17 protein-coding genes and 2 pseudogenes are annotated in these 21,560 nt (G+C 42.6%); 13 read left to right on the top strand and 6 right to left on the bottom strand.

The window, feature by feature from the left end; all coding sequences use genetic code 11:
• From ACVBDY_RS16850 to ACVBDY_RS16820, 7 genes and pseudogenes are all read left to right on the top strand, one after another.
• Nucleotides 1-560 (top strand): annotated as a pseudogene (locus ACVBDY_RS16850) (hypothetical protein); the annotation flags it as partial.
• 238 nt (nucleotides 561-798) lie between these two features.
• A pseudogene (locus ACVBDY_RS16845) lies at nucleotides 799-1,224 on the top strand (transposase); the annotation flags it as partial.
• Between the two features lie 361 nt (nucleotides 1,225-1,585).
• Nucleotides 1,586-2,452, top strand: coding sequence for a DUF808 family protein (locus ACVBDY_RS16840; protein ID WP_447176629.1), 867 nt, complete (start codon nucleotides 1,586-1,588; stop codon nucleotides 2,450-2,452).
• Between the two features lie 763 nt (nucleotides 2,453-3,215).
• A complete protein-coding gene (locus tag ACVBDY_RS16835) occupies nucleotides 3,216-6,188 on the top strand; it encodes a SusC/RagA family TonB-linked outer membrane protein (protein ID WP_447176628.1) in 2,973 nt (990 codons plus the stop codon).
• 30 nt (nucleotides 6,189-6,218) lie between these two features.
• Nucleotides 6,219-7,700 (top strand): RagB/SusD family nutrient uptake outer membrane protein, encoded by a 1,482-nt coding sequence (locus ACVBDY_RS16830; RefSeq protein WP_447176627.1) that lies wholly within the window; start codon nucleotides 6,219-6,221, stop codon nucleotides 7,698-7,700.
• Between the two features lie 341 nt (nucleotides 7,701-8,041).
• Nucleotides 8,042-8,848: an SDR family oxidoreductase gene (locus ACVBDY_RS16825; protein ID WP_447176626.1), complete on the top strand. Its 807-nt coding sequence runs from the start codon at nucleotides 8,042-8,044 to the stop codon at nucleotides 8,846-8,848.
• Between the two features lie 161 nt (nucleotides 8,849-9,009).
• Nucleotides 9,010-9,939: a helix-turn-helix domain-containing protein gene (locus ACVBDY_RS16820; RefSeq protein WP_447176625.1), complete on the top strand. Its 930-nt coding sequence runs from the start codon at nucleotides 9,010-9,012 to the stop codon at nucleotides 9,937-9,939.
• A 28-nt stretch (nucleotides 9,940-9,967) separates the two neighbouring features.
• Here the strand turns inward: ACVBDY_RS16820 and ACVBDY_RS16815 are convergent, their stop codons facing one another.
• The 3 genes from ACVBDY_RS16815 to ACVBDY_RS16805 all read right to left on the bottom strand — a co-directional run bounded on the left by ACVBDY_RS16815 (nucleotide 9,968) and on the right by ACVBDY_RS16805 (nucleotide 13,167).
• Nucleotides 9,968-11,167: an MFS transporter gene (locus ACVBDY_RS16815; RefSeq protein ID WP_447176624.1), complete on the bottom strand. Its 1,200-nt coding sequence runs from the start codon at nucleotides 11,165-11,167 to the stop codon at nucleotides 9,968-9,970.
• Nucleotides 11,168-11,403: 236 nt separating this feature from the next.
• Nucleotides 11,404-12,345, bottom strand: coding sequence for an alpha/beta fold hydrolase (locus ACVBDY_RS16810; protein ID WP_447176623.1), 942 nt, complete (start codon nucleotides 12,343-12,345; stop codon nucleotides 11,404-11,406).
• 207 nt (nucleotides 12,346-12,552) lie between these two features.
• The gene (locus ACVBDY_RS16805) at nucleotides 12,553-13,167 is read right to left on the bottom strand and encodes a hypothetical protein (RefSeq protein ID WP_447176622.1); all 615 of its coding nucleotides are present in this window, start codon (nucleotides 13,165-13,167) and stop codon (nucleotides 12,553-12,555) included.
• 231 nt (nucleotides 13,168-13,398) lie between these two features.
• Here ACVBDY_RS16805 and ACVBDY_RS16800 point away from each other — a divergent pair, with 231 nt between their 5' ends.
• The 3 genes from ACVBDY_RS16800 (at nucleotide 13,399) to ACVBDY_RS16790 (ending at nucleotide 15,197) form a co-directional block, all read left to right on the top strand.
• Entirely contained in the window at nucleotides 13,399-13,788 is a 390-nt protein-coding gene (locus tag ACVBDY_RS16800; RefSeq protein ID WP_447176621.1) for a cyclic nucleotide-binding domain-containing protein, read from the top strand.
• 267 nt (nucleotides 13,789-14,055) lie between these two features.
• On the top strand, nucleotides 14,056-14,637 hold the full coding sequence (locus tag ACVBDY_RS16795) for an SDR family NAD(P)-dependent oxidoreductase (protein ID WP_447176620.1): 582 nt from the start codon (nucleotides 14,056-14,058) through the stop codon (nucleotides 14,635-14,637).
• A 137-nt stretch (nucleotides 14,638-14,774) separates the two neighbouring features.
• Nucleotides 14,775-15,197 carry a DoxX family protein gene (locus tag ACVBDY_RS16790; protein ID WP_447176619.1) on the top strand — a complete coding sequence of 141 codons (423 nt, stop codon included), beginning with the start codon at nucleotides 14,775-14,777 and terminating at the stop codon, nucleotides 15,195-15,197.
• A gap of 141 nt (nucleotides 15,198-15,338) precedes the next feature.
• Here ACVBDY_RS16790 and ACVBDY_RS16785 read toward each other — a convergent pair whose 3' ends face one another.
• The 3 genes from ACVBDY_RS16785 to ACVBDY_RS16775 form a co-directional block, all read right to left on the bottom strand.
• Complete coding sequence (locus ACVBDY_RS16785; RefSeq protein WP_447176618.1) at nucleotides 15,339-16,232, bottom strand: DUF6624 domain-containing protein; 894 nt, start codon at nucleotides 16,230-16,232, stop codon at nucleotides 15,339-15,341.
• A 5-nt stretch (nucleotides 16,233-16,237) separates the two neighbouring features.
• A complete protein-coding gene (locus tag ACVBDY_RS16780; RefSeq protein ID WP_447176617.1) occupies nucleotides 16,238-16,804 on the bottom strand; it encodes a cysteine hydrolase family protein in 567 nt (188 codons plus the stop codon).
• A gap of 245 nt (nucleotides 16,805-17,049) precedes the next feature.
• Nucleotides 17,050-18,234 (bottom strand): basic secretory protein-like protein, encoded by a 1,185-nt coding sequence (locus ACVBDY_RS16775; RefSeq protein ID WP_447176616.1) that lies wholly within the window; start codon nucleotides 18,232-18,234, stop codon nucleotides 17,050-17,052.
• Between the two features lie 717 nt (nucleotides 18,235-18,951).
• On the opposite strand from ACVBDY_RS16775, the gene ACVBDY_RS16770 reads away from it, so the two are divergent.
• The 3 genes from ACVBDY_RS16770 to ACVBDY_RS16760 form a co-directional block, all read left to right on the top strand.
• The gene (locus ACVBDY_RS16770) at nucleotides 18,952-19,941 is read left to right on the top strand and encodes a phosphatidylinositol-specific phospholipase C (protein ID WP_447176615.1); all 990 of its coding nucleotides are present in this window, start codon (nucleotides 18,952-18,954) and stop codon (nucleotides 19,939-19,941) included.
• A 187-nt stretch (nucleotides 19,942-20,128) separates the two neighbouring features.
• Nucleotides 20,129-21,151, top strand: a complete 1,023-nt coding sequence (locus ACVBDY_RS16765; protein WP_447176614.1) for a helix-turn-helix transcriptional regulator — start codon at nucleotides 20,129-20,131, stop codon at nucleotides 21,149-21,151.
• Between the two features lie 140 nt (nucleotides 21,152-21,291).
• The coding region (locus ACVBDY_RS16760) for a transposase (protein ID WP_447176613.1) at nucleotides 21,292-21,560 on the top strand (269 nt) is incomplete at its 3' end.

Genomic DNA, 21,560 nt, shown 5'->3' with positions numbered 1-21,560 from the left:
ACCGGCAAGGCTTGGGCCAATTGCTCAACGAACAGCTCCCAAGTCTTGGTTCCCAAAGTTGTTATGATTGGCGGGATATTTTATACAGTTATTGGTCTGTGTTCTTTTGTGGTGGGGATTGCGCCGAAGATTTGTCCGGAAATTTTAAGCCAAGCCTGTCTCAATCCCCTTTTTTAAAAGTTCCTAGTCCGGACAGGGTTCTGGGCAGGTTAAAGGAACTGGCAATGCCAGGAAACTTTTTTTCTACACCAAGAGGGCAATTCCAACACCACTTTGCTATCCATGAAAAACTGTCGGATTTAAACCTTTCGGTATTGAACAGGTTATTTGGCTTGTCCAAAAACAAAGTCGACCTGGACTATGACAACACGGTTTGTTTTACCAAAAAGCAGGATGCAGAACGTACCTACCACAAAGAACTTGGTTACATACCCGGGGTTGGGCTTGTTGGCTCAAAAATAGTCTATGTGGAAAATCGAAATGGGAGGAGCAACGCCGCCATATTGCAAGAAGAAACCCTTGAGCGTATGTTTGGGCAGCTTGAAAGGGCATCAAAGTAAACAGGTTTAGGGCAGACAGCGCTTCGTACACTTTCAAGATCATCAAGGTCGTTGAAAAACATACGGACAAATTTTACATCAAGGCTAGGATGTCCGCAGGCTTGGCCAGTACTATAGCTTCGGTAAAACAATGGAAACAAATGGATAAAAAAAGGAGGACACTTTCAGGGGAGAAACATTTTACGTCCCTTTTGAACGGGCGGCAAGGGATACCAAATCAAAGGGAGAACTAAGGCCCTACAGGTTTATCGTCACCAAGGAAAAAAGAAGAGCCGGGCAGATCAATGCTTTTACGGGGGAAGCCTGTAATTATTGGGTGATCATCACCAACGATCAAGAAAGCAAAGTGGACGATACCGTGTATGACTACAATCAACGGGGAACCATAGAAAAAGAGTTCGATGTGCTGAAAAATGACTTTGGATGGGGGAAATTACCGTTCTCTATACTGGAACAGAATCTTGTTTACTTACAAATAACAGCAATTTGTCGCAACCTTTACCATTATATCATCCAGGCGTTTTCCAAAAAGGTTAAGGGACTCCTGCCTTCCTTTAGAATTAAAAAGTTTATCTTCAGGTTTATTGCCATACCAGCTAAATGGGTGTATCATTCAAGGCAATGGCACTTAAAAATATATGGGGATATAGCTTTGAAAATATAGGAGGTCTGCGGCAGTCGCTCTTTGAAAATATTGGTTTTTGCCTTAAAAGGATAGTTCCTTCAAGGGGAAAATACGTCCTGTGGTCAAGCATTTTTGTTTCCAAAAAGGAACCACCCCCCTTTTTTACCTACCTTAAGCTATCCAAAAGGGTATCTTTTCATTTTTATCCGGAGTTGCGGATTTAAGGTGTAAACGAGCACTAGGGAACCTCAGCTCCCCTCTTGAGAGGGGCCGGGGGTGTGTGATTCCCGGCAAAATAGGCGGATTAAGAAAATATATTTAAGCCAAAAGAACTAAAAAAAATACATACTTGCATACAAACAACAGTAGGAGTATTTTTACTGCTTTTAAAAACAAGTATATGGCTTCAGGTATTTTTGCCGTTCTGGATGATATAGCCGCATTGATGGACGACATTGCGGTTACAAGTAAAATAGCAACCCGTAAAACGGCTGCGATATTGGGAGATGACCTGGCGGTAAATGCAGAAAAAGCTACCGGCTTTTTATCTTCACGTGAATTACCGGTGATATGGGCTATTACCAAAGGTTCTTTTATCAACAAGCTTATTATTATCCCCATAGCTTTACTGCTCAATGTCTTTTTCCCGGCAGCTATAAAGATCATCCTGGTAATCGGAGGGGTTTACCTGGCATACGAGGGTGTCGAAAAAATAGTGGAATATTTTTTTCACCGTTCCTCCGGGAAGGCTCATCCGGTAGTGGAAAAAGAAAATGATCCGGAAGCAGAAAAAGCCAAAATAAAATCGGCTATAGTCACCGATTTTATTCTGTCCATAGAGATCGTAATAATTGCATTAGGGACGGTTTTAAACAGAAACCTGAGTATACAGGTAATAACGGTTACCGTTGTGGCTTTGCTGGCAACAGTTGGTGTTTATGGTATTGTAGCGCTTATCGTGCGAATGGATGATGCCGGGTGGAGACTTATTAAACATTCTCACGACCAGGGGAATTTGTCAAGGCTGGGGCATTTATTGGTCAGATCATTACCATTGGTTATCAGGTTTTTGGGGGTTATAGGAACTATCGCCCTGATCCTGGTATCCGGAGGGATTTTTGTACATAATATAGATTACCTCCACCATATCCTGCCGGAGTTACCTCCCATAGTTAAGGAATTTATGACCGGGTTGATTGTCGGGTCAGTTGCCGTAGCTGTGGTGACCGGGGTGAAAAAGATCATTTCTTTGATTAAGGGACATTAAAGCGCATTACGAAATGAGTAACGGGAAGAATCAGTTTTTGCGATGATAGAGATATAGTTCATTGCCTGTTTTTATTACGCCTATCAAACCTACTCCAAAAACAATAAATCCTATAGAAAGTTCCTGTAAAGAACTGTTTTCTGAAAGGAAATATCCGAACGTGCCCAGGAGTATAAGTAGAAAGGTAAATAAAGAGAATACAATTAAAAAGAATTTTCCCTTTCTAGGATTCTCCCAAACCCGTTTGGAAAAATTATTCTGTGTTTTTGTCGTATCCTGTAAGGTGGATAAGCTAAAACCAATACCCAAAAAAATCAAAGCACTGTTTAAGGTTGAAAAAAAAGTACTGATATTATTGTGTACAAAAATGTCATAATAAGGTCTCAAAATAAAAAATAAACCTGTCAAAACCAATGGATATTGAAGGTAGCTTATTCTATGAAATGTTTTGGTAATATTGTACATAAGAAGAGATATTTTAGTATGTTAATAAAAACACAAAATACAAAAAATATTAGTTGTATGTATCGATATATCCATTTATCCGATTATACAGATCGACTTGGGTTATAGCCCGTGATATCCTGTGTATATGTTACACATTATAAATCCTCTGTATAAAAAGTCTACAATTATACGGAGGACATATCTTCTTAAAAAGATCTTAAATTATTGAAAGACAGTCGTTTTTGTTTAATGGCACGCTATTGAATATCAAGGATTTATAATCAGGTTCTCAATTAGCCCCAAAAACAAAGCTTCTATGTTCAAAAATATACTCCCCGCAGTTTTTACTTTCTCGTTATTTCTTATGGGTTTGTCAACGGCAATGGCACAGGAATTAATGATCACCGGGATGGTTCAGGACACGACCGGGATTCCGCTATCCGGGGCCAATGTTTCCGAAAAAGGCACTGAAAACGGTGCTCAGACCGATATGGATGGTAAGTTCTCCCTGGAGGTGTCCGGGGCCGACGCCGTGTTGACTGTCTCTTTTGTAGGATTTGTTTCCCGGGAAGTCCCTGTAAACGGACAGGAAAATGTATCCATTACCCTGGAACAGGACGTAACAGGCCTCGATGAGGTGGTGGTTATAGGCTACGGAAATGTAAAGAAGAGCGACCTGACCGGTTCTGTTTCCCAGGTCAGTTCCGAAGATGTCAATGCTTTTCCTTCCACATCGGTTATGCAGTCCCTGCAGGGCAGAGCACCCGGAGTCCAGGTATCACAGAGTACCGGCGCGCCAGGTGCGGCGGTGAGTGTAAGGATAAGAGGGGCCAATTCCATTCAGGGTAACAATGATCCGCTGTATGTGATAGATGGCTTTCCGTATTCCGGCGCGCCTACCAATATTAACAACACTGATATTGAAAGTATAGAAATACTTAAAGACGCTTCGGCTACGGCTATTTACGGTTCGCGAGGGGCCAACGGGGTCGTGATGATTACGACAAAGAAGGGTAGGGAAGGCACCACCATAGTAGAATTTGAGACCAGTTATTCCATACAACGGCAAACCTCAAAACTAGACCTGCTCAACGGAAGGGAATACGCCTCTCTTATGAACCTCCAGGCACAAAACGACAACCAGGCACCTTACTTTACGGAAGACGAAATAAACGCTTTTGGCAACGGATTTGACTGGCAGGATTTTGTTTTTGATGAAGGGGCCATTAAGTCGCATTCCATAACGGTAAGCGGAGGTAATGAAAAGACTAAGTTTTCCATAGGGGGAAGCATATTTGATAACGAAGGTATTATAGAAGGCAGCGATTATAAAAGGTATTCCGGACGCATTAACCTGAGCCACGAAATAAGTGATAAGGTAAAGGTAGATTGGACCAATTCGCTTTCCTACCTGGAAACGAGAAGAAAGGACAGCCGGGGAGGTAGCCGGGGAAACTCGCTGATAGGTTCTGCCATCGCAGCAGCGCCCGTTTCCACCCCGTATTATGATGATGGCAGTTATCGCGTTCTGGCCGACGAGTACCCCTTCATAGCCCCTGATATCATTAATCCCGTTAATTTTATTAATGAACAATCCCATAAGATCAAGGCCAATGTTGTACTGAGCAACCTGGCTTTTGTTTTTAACCCTATTCCCGAACTTACCATTAAGATAGCAGGAGGTATCGAAAACCGGGATGACAGGACAGATTCCTATACTTCCCGTAATTTTCACAACTCCAACGGTTCGGCCAATGTAACGACCAACCAGGAACGAAGTTTGCTAAGTGAGAATACCATAACCTACGAAAAGACTTTTAACGATAAACACAAGCTTTCCGCCCTGGCTGGGTTTACGTATCAGAACTTCACCAACGAGTACCTGGCAGGAAGCGGGGTTGGCTTTATAAGCGATGTATTTGGTTCCCACCAATTGCAGGTAGCCGAAACCCCGGGAATCCCTTCTTCAGGGTATTCCGAATCGTCTCTTTTATCTTACCTGGGCCGGGTCAATTATACTTTTAAGGACAGGTACTTGTTCACCTTCAGTATGAGGAGGGATGGTTCTTCCAGGTATAGTGAGGGTAGCAAGTGGGGGAATTTCCCTTCGGCTGCCATAGCATGGAAAGCCGGTGAAGAGCCTTTTATAAAGAAACTGAACTTCTTTTCCGACCTGAAAATAAGGGGGAGCTGGGGATTGGTAGGAAGTCAGGCTATAAGCCCGTATACCACCCTTAATGTACTGCTTTCCGGAAAGACCGTTTTTGGTGACCAGTTACACAATACCCTGGCTCCGGGTACCCGGTTGCCCGGTGATTTGAAATGGGAGACTACCGAGCAGGTGGATGTTGGAATGGATGTAGCTTTTTTAAATAACCGGATATCACTCACGTTGGATTATTATGTCAAAAATACGCGGGATCTGCTCAACACGGTGCCATTGCCGAGTTCTATGGGATACCTGTCTACGATACGGAATGTAGGGGAAGTACAGAACAGAGGGTTTGAGGTTGGAGTTTCCGGGGCCATATTTACTGGTGATTTCACATGGGACCTTTCCGCAAACCTGTCATCTAACAGGAATAAGGTAATCAGTCTCTACGGAGGTGAAGATATCCTGACTTCCTATATATCCGCACTGGTGGTACAGGATAATATAGCCGTACTCAGTGAGGGCAGGTCTATGGGCCAGTTCTGGGGGTATCGCGAAGATGGTTACGACGAGCAGGGACAGATAAAACTCATGGACCTTAACGGGGACGGTACCATATCTGCAGATGATAAAACGTATATAGGTGATCCTAATCCTGATTTTATTTACGGAATAAACTCTTATATGAGTTGTAAGAATTTCAGCCTGTCTTTCTTTATACAGGGATCGCAGGGCAATGATATTTTTAATGTAAGTGCTATTCCCGTAACTATGGATTACGGGCAGGGACTAAATACCCTTAAGGAAGTGTACCGGGATAACTGGAGCCCTTCCAACACGGATGCCAAGTACCCTCTTATCAGTAGAAATACCTCTGCTTATGCTTCAGACAGGTGGGTGGAGGACGGTTCTTACTTACGTTTGAAAAATATAGAACTGGCCTATTCCATACCCTTAGAAGATAGCTTTATAGAAAAATCACAGATTTATATCAGCGGACAAAACCTGATTACCATAACCGATTATTCATGGTGGGACCCTGAAGTAAATTCACAGGGAGCGGGAAGCCCGGGGATAGATTATTTATCTTACCCGGTAGCCAAGGGCTTTACCGTTGGATTGCGAATGACATTTTAAACTGACCTTATTAACGGAAAACCTGAGAATATGAAATACCCCGGTAATACCATGTATACTGTAGAAAGAATTTTCAATATATCCTGTTTGTTATGTACCTGCCTGTTCCTGGTTTTTTTGAACAGTTGTAGCAACAGTCAGCTCGATGAGGATCCGAAATCTGTAGTAGAAGAGAATTTTTATAATACCCCTGAAGAGTTGGAGGCAGCCGTTAACGCCTGTTATTCTCCTATAAGGGCAGAATATGCCGAACAAGTAGCTATATTGGATGTCCATACCGATTGGGGCTACGGGCGGGGCAGCAGGGCCGGTTACAATGATTTCCAGGGGCTGAATTCAACCAATATAAATACGGCGGCAACACGGTGGAATGCCTTTTACCAGAGTATCCGTAATGCCAACCTATTGATTCTGAATGCACCACAGGCGCTTTCTGTTACCGAAGAGGAGATAGACCTATATCTTGCAGAAGCCAGGTTTATGAGGGCTTTGAACTATTTTATGCTGGTACGGAACTGGGGAGGATTGCCGTTGCGCACCAATACTAATATGGAGGAGGTAGATGTGGTGAGGAGCAGTGCCGCCGAAGTATATGATTTTATTCTGGAAGACCTGCATTATGCCGAGGAAGTGCTCCCTGAAGAAGCCCAGAATACAGGAAGACCTACGGTTTATGCCGTTAAAAGCTTACTGGCCGATGTTTACCTGACCCTGGAAAATTATACCGAAGCGGCTACAAAAGCTTCGGAAGTTATTGAATCGGGCAAATACGCCCTGGTGCCGGCCAGTTCTATCGAAGACTTGCAGTACAACCTTTTCGGTCCGGAGATCGAGACTTCTTCCGAAGAGATCTTCTACCTGAAATACATGCGTGAGGTAGACCAGGGAAACTGGCTGGTAAATGTGTTGAACCACCCGGACACCGGGCTGTTTAACTTTGGTGGAAGTTATGCGCATTACAGTGATACAACCAACCCGTTTTACGAAAACTGGGGTGATAACGATTTGCGGAAAGCCTTGTGGGACCAAATAGATTTTGGCCTGGGACCTAATACGCTGGTGTCTAAAAAATATGTGGATCAGCAGGCCGTAAATAACAGGGGAGCTGGAAATGACCTTCCTATATATAGATTTGCCGAAGTATTGCTGATCTATGCCGAGGCTTCGGCCAGGGAAGCAGGCGGGCCTACCCCGGAAGGAACAGAAGCACTGAACAAGGTACACCGCAGGGCTTATGGCCAGGAGATTGAAGCTTCGGGCCCCTTCGATTTTAGCGCGGAAGACTACAGCCTTACTTCTTTTATAGACCTCGTATTGAAAGAACGGGCATACGAATTCATTTTCGAAGGGAAACGCTGGTATGATCTCAAACGTACCGGAACGGCAGCCGAAACCATCCTGGAAGTGAAAGGAATAACCATTGCAAAAAAACATTACCTGTGGCCCATTCCCGATTCCGAACTCAACTTCAACGGGGCGATGGGACCGGATGACCAGAACCCGGGATATTAAGCCCTTTGCATTAGAATTGCACAAAAGCATCTGAAAGGCAATGCCATTAGTGGGTATTATAGGAAGAAGGACTTGATAGCCCATGCTAGCAGGATGCTTTTTGCCACCGGGGAAAACCGTCCGACAGGAACCCCATAGGAATTCTACCTCTTTTTGTCCCATAAAATCGCATTACAAATGTTTTGTACGATGGGCACTCGTTGCAAACGAGCGCCAGGGAGAATACTTATATCATCAGTACTTTGGCTACAATTAACTACGGTTTGGAAACATTTTACCATGTACTTCTACGGACTTTTGCATTATAACATTATAACATTATAACATTAAAACAGTAAAAAATGCAAAAGACAATCTTTATTACAGGAGCATCTTCTGGACTTGGAAAAGCTACAGCCATGTTGTTCCAAGCTAAGGGATGGAGGGTTATCGCCACCATGCGAAATCCGGAAAAAGAAACCGAACTTACGGCGTTGGAAAACGTGACCTTATTACCATTAGACGTTACGGACCCGGAACAAATTGCGGAAATTGCAGGTAAAGCCATTTCTTCCGGTAGGATAGATGTGGTTTTTAACAATGCGGGATATGGTCTTATAGGTGCCGTAGAGGCTTTTAGTGACGAACAGATCGTGAAGCAGATCAATACCAACCTCATGGGAGTTTTGCGGGTAACCAAAGCGTTTATTCCGTATTTTCGGGAAAGAAAAGAAGGTTTGTTTATCAGTACAACCTCTATAGGCGGATTGTTTGCATTTCCCCTGGGTTCTGTGTATCACGCTACCAAGTTTGCCCTGGAAGGCTGGTCGGAAAGTATGTCGTTTGAGTTGGAGATGTTTAATATTGGCATAAAAACCGTTGCCCCCGGTGGTATTGTAACAGATTTTGCCGGACGGTCCCTGGACACACAGCCACTTCCGGAATACCAGGAAATAGAAGATAAGATGTTTGCCGGGTTTGATCAGATGATGCAGTCCGCTTCTACTGCGGAACAAATAGCGGAAGTGGTTTACGAAGCTGCAACCGATGGCAAGGACCAGGTGCGCTATGTCGCCGGGGAAGATGCGAATACGATGTATGCCAGACATCTGGAAATAGGTAATGAAGCGTTCCGGAAAGAGATGCGAGGTAATATTCTTGGAAATTAAATTGCTAAATTAGTAGCATAAAACCAGCAGGATTAAAACATCATTAAAACACAAACATGCATGATTGTTTTAATCGTCAAACCAGCTGACTTTTGGTAGGAGGTTCCATCCCTCAATGTTTAGGGATAGGTAGTGACCGGTAAAAAAACAATAAAGAACACATGAAAAGAGATAGCATACCTGGTAAAATTGCATCCATATCAGGGTTCCACCGTTTGTTATCGTTGCCGGAACCTCTACACCCGTTGGTAAGCGTAATTCATGTTCCGGATATGCAGTTTAAGGATGATCCGGTCTGGAAACAGTTTTTTACAGAGTTTTACAGTATATCCATGAAGAGAGATATACAGGCCAAGGTAAAATACGGGCAAAACTATTATGATTATGACAGGGGCGTGATGAGTTTTATCGCGCCCAAACAAATTCAGTCTCTCGAAGTGAATGAAGCCAATGCTATGAGCCGGGAATGTGGTATGGGATACGTGCTGATGTTCCACCCTGATTTTCTGGGTATACATCCGCTTGCTTCAACCATAAAGAGTTACGGCTTCTTCTCTTATGCCGTAAATGAAGCCCTGCACCTTTCAGAAAGGGAAGAACAGAATATAGAGGAGATCTTCCGGAAAATCGAGGAGGAGTACCAGCATATCGACCGGCATACGCAGGATATCATTCTCTCACAGATAGATTTACTGTTAAGTTACAGCAATCGTTTTTACGAACGGCAGTTCATAACCAGGAAAGTAGGGAACAATGATTTGCTTACCAGGATGGAGCGGTTGTTAAACGATTATTTTGAAAAAGAAGAAACCCTGCAAAACGGACTTCCCACTGTAGAATTCCTCGCCGGGCAGTTAGACGTGTCGCCCCATTACCTGAGTGATATGCTGCGTTCGCTTACCGGGCAGAGCGCCCAGCAGCACATCCACGAAAAGCTGATTGAAAAAGCAAAGGAATACCTCACCGCCAGTAATTTATCTGTTGCCCAGATTGCGTACCAGTTAGGTTTTGAATACCCGCAATCTTTCAATAAACTATTCAAGAAAAAAACTGATCTTTCCCCCTTGCAGTTCAGGATGTCGTTTAACTGATCATATCCATGTGTTTGTTAGTGAATGATCAGATCCTGTATTTCCCTTTCTTTTTGATTAATTTCCAGACCATAACAACACTCACCAGGATGGTAAGAGCACAGAACAAGAACAGATACTCCATACCGAACACCTTAATAACCGCACCTTCCAAAGGCCCGGTGACCCCGAGGGAGATATCAATAAACAAGCCGTAGCAGGCCAGCGCCGCACCGGCATTGGAGGCCGGGGCCAGTCTTACGGCTTCTACTCCCAAAGCGGGGAAAACCAGGGAAAACCCCAGTCCTGTTATAGCTGCGCCTGCCAGCGCAACGTTTGGGTGTGTTGCAAGAAACAGGATAGTGAGGCCTATCATTTCTGTTACCAGGCAAACAAAAGCCACTTTTAAACCTCCTTTGGAATTGATCTGGTTGGCAAAAAACAGTCTGCCCAAAATAAACAATACACTGAATACACTAAGGCATAGCACAGCATTGGGCCAGTTAAAATAATCGTAATACAAGGTGATGAAGTTGGATAATCCGCCAAAGCCCAGTCCGGCCAGTCCCAGGCAAATTCCGAAAGGGGCAACCAGGCGGAAAACCTTGAAAAAGGAAATCGGTTTTGCCTTAAACCTTCCTACGACCGCTTTTTTGGTAAGGGCATAGAGCAATCCCAGTGCAGGGACAATTAGCAAGCATATGGCAATATACGAAAGCCCCCAGTGTTCATCGATCAGCACACCCAAAGGGGCACCCAAAGCCAAAGCCCCGTAACTGGCAATCCCGTTATAAGATATGGCTGTTGCCGTATGCCGGTCCCCGGCCACTAACATGGCCCAATTGACGGGACTGGCCCCTATCATGCCTTCGGCGCAGCCGGTTATGAGCCTGGTCACAGCCAGTAATATCAAGGTAAGCATTCTGCTCTCCTGGCTTTCAAATGCAACATACATCAATATACCACTCAAAAGGAAACCGATCATGCTGACCACAACGGCGATTTTTGGGCCTTTGGTATCCACGACCTTTCCGGATATGGCCCGTACTATTAAAGTAGTTACATATTGAAGGCTGATAACCACCCCGGCAACAATTTCACTAAAACCCAGGGTCTTATGAATAAAGATAGGCAGTACCGCCAATGGCAACCCAATGCACAGATATCCGAAAAAAGTAAAAGATACAAAGCCGGCGATCTGTAATTTGGAATTACGCTGGCCGGCGGATAAAGCAGTATCAAAAGACATATAGTATAAAATATTGACTAGTATCGGTTTCCGCTGCAAAGGTATATAGGAATTGAAGAATGCATACGATTGCACTGTACTTTTTTTACGAACTTGAAAAGATTTGAAATGCTTTGATACTTGCCTGCCTGATCCGGGGAGCCCACACTGTGATTTTTTATATTTTTTGAAAAGGAAGGGACGTTACAAAGGCTTTGTACGATGGGCATTCGTTGCAAATGAACACCAGGGGAAAATTATTTTGGGTTACCTGAAACGAATTTTGTTACGACGTTCATAAACTTTTCATTTTTTTCATAATAGAGCAGGTGCCCTCCGTTGATACCAATTATCTTTTGATTGGGAAACCTGAATTTTTTACGATGGTTAATTCCGACGGCCCTGTCTTTTTTGCCGTATATCGTCAGGACAGGGACCGTTATATGCTGTGTGATCTTCGTATAATCTTCATAATATTCTGAAAGAACTTCCGGCTTGGTGATCACGGCCATTCCGAAATCGATGATTCTCGGGTACAGATCATCAATCTCATCCATTTTTTTGATGGTTTCGATATCATCGGTCAAAAACCTGTAGCCCATCCTGTTTTTGCGTAAAAGTCCGCTTACATGATCCAGTTCCGCTCTTAAACTATCCCCCGGTATGTCTTTTATTTTTCTGTGTAGTAACGAATCGGCATATTCGATCTGTTCTTTTACCGTTTCCGGGTTGAGAAAATGAAGGGTAACATTGGCCAGGATCAGACCTTTAACATTTTCAGGATGTTTTTTAGCATAACCGGCAGCAATAATTCCGCCGAAAGAGTGGGCCAGCAGGTATACTTTTCCCAGATCCAGGGCTATGCGTAATTCCTCAATATCCTGTACCATTCTGTCCAGATGGTAATCTTTTGCCTCGCCGGAACTTCCTGACCCTCTTTGGTCATAATACACCATTCTTAAGGAGTCTTCCAGGGCATTTCCGCCCATAAGTTCAAAAGAGGAAAATCCCTGTCCCGGTCCACCGTGAACATATATACAATTTTTACCCTGCCCGGAAATTTTGTAATGAATAGGGACACTGTCGCCGGCTATGAAAGTATCGTTCCTAAGATCCGGTTGCCCGGGCTCCCCGTTTTGTGCTGTTATCGTACCAAACATAAACAGGAAAGATATGGTAGTTAGTAAACTGAAATTCATATGTATAATTTAAGGAACAAAGAAATGGAATTACCATCTTTAAAACTTATAAAAATACGAACTTACTTAATTAAAAACAGTTTTTTATACATATCGGGGACCTGTACTGAAAAAACTGGTTTAAAACTTCGAAAATACCGGTGCTTACCGGGTTTCGGACCGGATATCAATGGAGCGGAAGAGGAGAGGTAAAGGGAGGAGAAATGTTTAATATTCGTATTCCAGTCTGCCTTTTATGTTAGTTAGTTCCTTCTTTTTATCCGGAAACTTTAGGAATAAGTTATCTAAAATCTTTTTTGCCTTTATACAATTTTTAAATTCACGTTCACATTGCAAACTATACGAATTAACAATTCTATAGTTTATGTCATAATTTTCCGGGAAAAGTTCTTTTGCTTTTTTGTAATAAAAGACTGCATTATTCCATTTGGCTTTCTCAAACCATTCATCCCCGTTTTGTATAAGGGTCAGGAATTCTTCGTCTTTTTTCTTAAGTAGTATAGCTTTTTGACTTTCCTGTGCTATATAGTTTTGTTTAACGAGTTTAAAAGTAAAATACGAGGCTATTGTAATCGATATTGTGGCAATAGCAATTAGCAAAATATTATCTTTTTGCCTTTCCTTAATGACCCTCTTTCTAATTCTAATAATGTCTTCTTTCGAAGCTTTTTTGAAGTCCAATTTTCCGCCAGCAGCTTTCAGGTATTCCTTTTTTATATTGAGAAAAGTCTTTTCTTTGGAGAATAATCTTTTTGACCTGAGTAACTTTTTGTTGTTCCTCAGGCTATTGATCATTCCCTGGATACTTCCTCCTCCTGACATTTTTTTGATGTTTGTTAATTTATCTATAAATACATTAACGTATATACTCTATCTAAAATAAGGAATTCAAATGGATTAATTAGTTTTAAAGGGACGGTGTTATAAATGTTTTGGTAAGTTGAACTCTTGTTGTAAATGAACGCGAGGGCGGATTTATAAAAGCAGTACAAAAAACTTAATCTGTTACCAAATGGCAAATCCTGTCAAACGAACTTTAGTTAACTTGCCACAATGAAAGAATTTATAGATTTTATATTGCAGTTCGGAAATTTAAATCAGCAGCAGATAGACTTGATCTCCAAAAAAGCTAAGGAATCCTTACTTCGCAAAGAAGAATATTTTGCCGAGGCGGGAAAAATTATGAAGCAGGTGGGTTTTGTTATAGATGGCATTATCCTGTTCTCCACGCAAGACTGGAAAGAGATCTCCGATACCATTGTAGGGTGGGAGAATATCGTTCAGAAAATAGTTTCAAAAGCTCTCGTTCAAAAATTGGAAAGAGTAACCCCGTTGGTCTCGCAGGATGCCACGACCAGGGACCTCGAATTTATGGAGAAATATCCGACGCTTGTCAACCGTATTCCTATGTCCTACATCGCCTCTTACCTGGGGATCACATAATCTTCGTTGAGCAGGATCCGAAAAAACATACGCTAAAATGCTTTTTGCCATATAGTAAATGAAGTGGCTTTTTAATGGTTCAACTTTGCAGTATTAATTTAAATATTTCAAAATGAAAAAAGCATTTATTACCGGGGCCAATAAAAGCATTGGTTTTGAAACTGCCAGGCAATTGTTACGAAAGGATATTATGTCTACCTGTGAAGTCGTAGTTTAGAAAACAGACTTAAAGCTGTTGAAAAGTTAAAAGGGGAAGGTTTAAACGAAGTGGAAACGGTACAGATCGGTGTTGCCGATGACACGTCGGTAAAAGCCGCACGTACTGAAGTCGGGAAAATAACAGATGTCATGGACATTCTTATTAATAATGCCGGGATTTCCGGGGGCTTGCCACAATCGGCTACCGGTACAGGTGTCGATAGGTTTCAAAAAGTCTTTGATACTAATTTATTTGGTGTCGTAAGGACAACCCAGGCGTTTGCGGACCTGCTTCGAAATGCGCCTGAGCCACGTATCGTGAATGTAAGTTCCAATATGGCTTCGCTTACCCTGAACAGTGATCCTTCCTGGTCGTATTACCATCATAAAGAAGCGGCCTATCTTTCGTTGAAAACAGCCCTTAATATGTATACGGTGAACCTGGCATACGAACTTCGGGAAACATCGTTTAAAGTAAATATGGTGGACCCGGGTTTTATCAAAACGGATTTTAATAATCATCGTGGAACAGGTAGTGTAGAAGAGGTAGGGGCCCGGATCGTGAAGTACGCTATTATAGACAAAAACGGACCCAGCGGAAAGTTTTTTAGTGACGAATATAATCCGGAGACCGGGGAAATCCCGTGGTAGCTGACGTAATCGCGAACACACGAATCAGCTTTAGCGTGTGTCTTTAATACTCTTAACAAAGTGTTGGAAAACAGTAGATTAATTTAAAACTTGCTGTTTTTTTCGTACTTTAAGGGTGGATTCTAAAGACCGGAGCCATGACAACAGTAAAAACACTAAACAAATGGGCCAACGCGCATACGTATTATCCGCTTGACCTTTTACGGATCGCCCTCGGAGTGTTTCTCTTCGTGAAAGGCACTTCCTTTGTGGTAAACAGCCAGTACCTGATCGACATCATCAGGCCGATACAGAACTGGTGGGGAGCCATGCTGACCATTCACTATGTAGCCCCTGCACATATGCTCGGGGGTATACTGATTATTTTCGGACTGCTCACCCGGTTGTCGATTGCGGTACAAATACCGATATTACTGGGTGCTATAACTATTAATTTTGTAGGGAATATGCATACAGGTAACCTGATTGCTTCACTGGTAGCTTTTCTGTTGTGTATATTTTTCCTGGTTTACGGTTCGGGGAAGCATTCGGCGGATTATTATTTTAAAATGCAGCAGTAGATAATATTGAAAGACAGGGGGCCGGGGCTTTACCCGGTACTTGTTTGAATGTTGAGCAAATGGGGATCTGTTTTTAAAGTGCATAAGAAATGCTTTGTACGATGGGGGCACTTGTTGTAAACAGGTGCAGGGGGATCAATATTATTCTATTTCATCCAGGATTTCTTTTATCTTTTCATTATCCGGATTTAATCCCAGGGCTTTTCGATATGCTATAACGGCATTTTCCGAATCCCCGGTTTTTAAGAGACACTCCCCGTAACTTTCGTAGTGTTTAGATCCTTCGGGGAAAAGTTCGGTATTCAGTTTGAATATTTTTAAAGCTTCCGTGTCCTTTTGCTGACCCATTAAATAATGACCTAAGCCGTTAATTTCACTTTCAGAAACATTGTTTTTTATTTCCGTTGGAACTTTATTTTTTATGAGTTTTATAATCTGGTCTGCACTGTTTCCGGAAGTATAGAGTTGAAATACGTTTACCCGGTTCATATCTTTGGCCCTTTCTCTTTGTTGAACTAAAGTTCCGACACCAAATTTTATTCGCTCATCATCGGTAATAACAGTGGTGTCTATTTCCAAGAGTTTCCAGGAGCCATCTCCATCTTTACGGTATTGTGTTCCGTATATCTGAGGTTTTCCCGTATGCAACAAATACCTGTCGGTAGCAGCGGCCAGTAACCATTTGTTGGTGGTGGAGTCCTGGGCAATAGCTTTTTTCATAAGCTTGACTGCCAAGCCATAATCTGTGGAATCACTGCCATGCTGAAAAATCATAGCAGCGTTTTCATAATCCTTGGAAGTCTTTACTTTGTTTGAATCCAAAAGCTGAAGCACCCGGACACGCCGGAGGCTGTCATTCTTTATAATTATCAACGGGTCTATATCGATCGTATTTTGGTCTACCTGGTCCGCCGTATAGATTTTTTTGAGTTCCGGGTTGTCTTCTGCTTTTCCTACAATTACTTTATTTTCACTCTTATGGTTCTGGCAGGAACAGAAGAATGCTGCGAGGGTAAACAGTATAACGTTTTTCATAATGGCTAACTTTTTGGTAATTGAGCGAAGTGTCGTTTTATCTCTTCACTTTTTTCCACTTTAAGTTGTCCGTTTGTCGGGATCATGTTTTTCCATACCCAGTTGTAATGTTCAATGATCTTTTCCGCTTTTAAATGCGGTCTTTCTCCCGTAGTATGTCCGTCTTGTACCACGGTGATATAGTAGTTTTTTACCAGGGCTGACTGGATGGTGGATTCCACACAGAAGTCTGTTGCACTGCCCGCAATAAACAGTTTGTTTACCTGGAGTGTGCTTAGTTTGGTTTGCAGTTCCGATTTGTAAAAGCTATCATTGGCATATTTATCTATGAGAATGTCGGAAGGAGCCACATTTAATGCATCCAGGATTTCCCAATCCGGAGTATTTTTTTCAAACTCCCCGGTTCCGGTTCCATCGTGTTGAATATGGACTACCGGGTAGTGATGTTTACGAAAAAGTCCCGCAAGTTCATTTATCCGCTGTACCACACCATTGGTATCATAATTAAGTGCTTGCGGAGTAAAAGAGCCTTTCTGCATATCAATGATCAATAAAGCTTTTCTGTTTTTCATGAAACATGGATATTGCTTCCGGTATTAATCAGAAGTATCAAATACCAGTAGAGATATATCATGGTAATTATCCCGGTATATATTTTATTCAAATATATAAATATCCGGTCGGAAGGGGAGAGATCTTTCCTGAAGTTTTTCTGGTTAAAATTCCTTCATCCCATCCGGCCGGACAGTTATAATTCATATTCTGTAAATTGTGGACAGCAATGTATTACTGTTGTTTAAAGTAAGGATCATAGAATTCAGATACCCGGATCTTGCGAGTAATCCTGCCATAGTGTATCCAGTTGTTTACCGGTATAATTCTGCCAGAACGCTTCATCGTACGGTGCGGTTCTCAACTGGCTGTCCAGTTCCTGTATGATGCCTTCGTACCGGTTTTCCAGCCATACGAAGAAACGGGCGGTAACCCTGTACGAGTCCGTATAGTTTTGTTCCGGGTTGTAGTCCGGTAAACTCCAGTTGGCTTCTTCATTATGCAGGCCGTATTTGTGGCGAACATAGTCCGCAATGCCTTCACTGACCCAAGAGGGGGAATTGCCACCGTAGGACTGTACCAGGTGCATGATCTCATGTGTTACCACATCAATATCCTTGGGGTTATTGGTCATATATGAAGTGCCGTATGTAGCAAATCCGCCAAAAACATAAGCAACCCCGTTATAACTCGGCTCTATACGAAATGCAACGGTTTTTTGGGCATCAGGATTAAAATCCTGTATAAGGAGGGGATAATTGGTGAAGAATGTATCAATCATATCGTCTTTTACAGCCACAGGAAAACCTTCGGACTTATTGACAAAAAGTAAGGTCAGTTCCCCGTTTTGTAGAGTGTCTATTTCGGTAAATGGCATAACAGCCTGCTCTTCGGGCGGTATACTGAATAAGCGGAATTCGGATGCCTGGAACATTTCACTGCCCCCGTATAATTGAGATATGTGCCATTTGTAATGGGTGTACCTGGATTCGTTCAGATAAGAATATCTTTTGGTCTGGTAACGGTTGGCAAAAGCCTCATAGGCTTGTTGATCTAATACGGTCCAGTTCTGCCCGTCATTGGAACCACTAAAGGTCCAGATCAGCGGATCGCGGTAATCTGCATCATTCCCGGATGTAATTTCATAAGCCGCTACCTGTACCGGTTCTTCATATTGGAAGGTCACCGTAAGGCCGTCCTGTATATCCTGTACAAGGTATTTGGTAAGCGTATCGTTGTCGATCAGTTTAGGTGAACCTTCGGCACTGTCTTCGCCCAGGTCGTTTTCTATGCTGACGGTCATCATCGCTTCGCCCGTAACATCAAGTTCTTCAAGTACTTCTCCCGGATTATCAGGATTTCCCGGGTTGTCCGGATCTTCTTTGGCACAGCCTATAAGTAATGCGGCAATAAAAAATGATCGGAGCAGGAAAAAAATAGTTGTTTTCATATGATTTGGGTTTAAGTAGGTTTTTTACTCCCCTGTTCACAAGGCTGACCAGGGGGTACTTAAGTGGTTAAAAATTATATCAAAAATACATATTAAAACGATTTAGCAAAATATTTGTAGGATTTTAATGTAGCTAATAGGGTGAGTATATACTTTAGTTTTTGGAGTTCTGGTGGATATTATTTTGGGAATTAGATTTTGGAATGGATCTTTTTAGCTACTGATTCACGGATGTTTTTGAGTGCCTATCTTCCCGGGCGTTGTAACGCCGGTAAATCACATTAAGGTAATTAGCAAACGGCAAATTTAGTGAAGGTTTGGAACGGGGTATATGTGTGTGTCCGCATTTGGCCGTTTTTGGCCGTACTGATACGGACTTCCTTCGGGTCTTGTTCGGAAAAAAAGATGTTTTTCCGAAGGTGATCCGAACAAGACCCGAAGGAAACATGGGGAAGCTTATGCAGGAATACACCCGTAATGCGTAGTTAGAACAAGGCGAAAAACAGATGACCAATTTTCAGGTCATTTTAAACTCCTGTAAAAATACCCTTCCTTTTTTACAATTAATACATATACCATAAACACACCACAAACATACAGATTACTCCTAGGCTTTATTCATAATATATACATAACAAAACTTTGCCCGTAAAAGATTATATTGCCACAAAATCTTATCTATTAACCAATAATTTATTATAACCAAAAAAAAAGAACATGACCTACTTAAAACAAAACCTATGGCTGGCCGTTGTCGCCATGACCACACTTTTTTCCTGTACCCAGGAAGATGAATTACCTGTAAACCCTCTAAAAGAGGGAGAGTTAAACCCGGAAGAGATTTCTCATGTTACCGTTTTCAATGAAGAAGACGTGGCAAACTGGATGTCTTATTTACCAGATGCAGTTTCTTTAAATAGCCTGAGTATCCCCGGCACACACGATAGCGGTGCCCGGCACGAACCCGTTAGCGGAACGGCCAAAACCCAGTCGCTTTCCATTGCGGAACAATTGCAGGCAGGGGTTCGCTTTCTGGATATTCGTTGCCGGCATTACCAGGATGCCTTCGTTATCCATCACGGTTCGATATACCAGCATCTGAATTTCGACGATGTACTGAATGCGTGCAAACAGTTCCTGCAACAACATCCGGATGAAACGATCATTATGAGTGTTAAAGAAGAATATAATGCCGAAGGTAATACGATGTCCTTCCCAGAAGAGTTCAATGCATATGTGCAGCAGGATGCTGCACTCTGGCACCTGGCTCCAGGTATTCCCACATTAGGAGAAGCCAGGGGAAAAATAGTATTGTTCCGCAGGTTCGGTGCCAGTGAAAATATTGGTATGAATGCAAGTCATAACTGGGCAGACCAGGCTACTTTTACCATCAATAACGGCAATTATTCACTACGCGTACAGGATGAATACGTGGTGAGTAATAATACTACCAAGTTCGATAAAGTTGTCCAGGTTATGGAAGAGGCTTTTGAGGCAGGAACGGCAGACAATACCCTTTATGTCAGCTTTGCCAGCGGCTATAAGCAAATATTATGGGCCATACCTAATATACCGGGAGTATCAGATGAAATAAACCCCATGCTGAACAGCTATTTTTCCACGGCGGACGAGGGACGTTACGGAATAATCCCGATAGATTTTATTACTTCTGAACTGGCTGCAAATATTATAAAGGCCAATTTTTAGGTATAGTGGCGCGGTGTTATTAACGCGTTGGCAGCATAGAGATCTTTCCATCTTTTTCCGGCAGGAAAAAGATGGAATTCACATATCAAAAACTAAAAAATAAAATTTCTTTTAAGGGATTAACATCTTTTCTGAGTCTCTGTTAAAAAGATAGAGAGCTTGCTGCCCGGCAGTAAAAGGTGGAAATATGGAATGGTTTTTTAGTTTTTCTTACGACAATAGTTTTTTTGACAAGCTGATAGAACAGTCCGGCAAATACAACCTGGCCCGTCATATCTACGTCAGGGATAACTGGATGGTAGCGAGATTCCCCAATGCTCATATGGAATGTGCTTATGAGGAGATAGAGCAGGGGCTTATCCTAAACTTTGCCCGATACAGCAGTACGGAGCAGCTACCGGAAAATTCCCTGATCTGGTTACCGTCTCCCGGGGAAGAGTATTATTTTCTAAAACTGGAACTTTCCGACCGTCCCGCTACGGTATCGGCATTTGAAAAAGTGTTGTCGAAAACAGGTTCCGGTATTCCCCAATCTTTCCTGGTTTCTTCCGGATCCTATTTTAAGATTAAACTCGAAGGAGGGATAAAACAGGATGCTTTACTTATCGGTATATCCATGAGCCGGGATTTTCTGCTGTACTATCTCCAGCATCTTTTTCCGCCCGGTCACCCGGTACTTACTGAGATAAAATCGGGAACGTTCCGTTATCACCGGATGCAGATTGACCAGGCTATTTTCGAAGAAATGGACAGGCTTAATAAAAGTGATGCCCTGTCCAAAAATGATAAATTTGCGATCAAAGCTCGTGTTTACAGCCTGCTGGACCGGTATTTCAAAAAACTCCTGGTGTATTCGGAGGAGGAGGAAGCACCGGTATCTCGCTATTACCTGGAACAGATGTCTTATGCCAGGGAACAATTATTGGCAGCGGTGGTTTCGGAAGTATCTCCTCCGGCTATAGCCGAAATTTCCAGAACACTGGGAATGAGCGAACGGAAATTTGAAACCCTCTTCAAGTCAACCTATGGTGTGACGTACTACAATTTCTTTCTTCAATCCCGTATGGACAGAGCAGGCGAGTTGCTCGCCGAGGGCAGATATTCCGTATCTGAAGTGGCCCGGATGGTTGGTTATCAACACCTCGGGCATTTCAGCCGTATTTTCAAAAGATTCCACGGTTGCCTGCCCAAAGAATTCAAAGTCTTTTAAGGGGTAGAAACTGTAACCCGGGGTTTCGATACATTCCGGCGGAGCCGGAACACTCAACCACTTCCGTTTTGGCTTGCCCAAACTGACTACAACTGACTACGCCTAACATAGGTTGCCTTTTTTCTTAAACTTAATGTATAATGAAAAAAGGACAAGAACACAGGGTGTTTGATTTAGGCCTCAAATTGCAATTAGTCAAGCAGATTGAAAAGGGAGAACTCCGGGTTCGTGATGTTAGCGAGCTTTATGATGTAAGTACCACGGCGGTATATAAATGGTTACGTAAATATTCCGATCTTTACGTGAGTAATACCCGAATGATAGTGGAAAGTAAAAGTTTATCAAAGAAGCACAAAGAGCAGGCAGAGCGCATTAAGGAGCTGGAACGGGCTTTGGGTCAAAAGCAAAT

Source organism: Sinomicrobium halophytocola (genome assembly GCF_052983395.1).
This window is presented reverse-complemented; position numbering and strand designations above follow the sequence as displayed.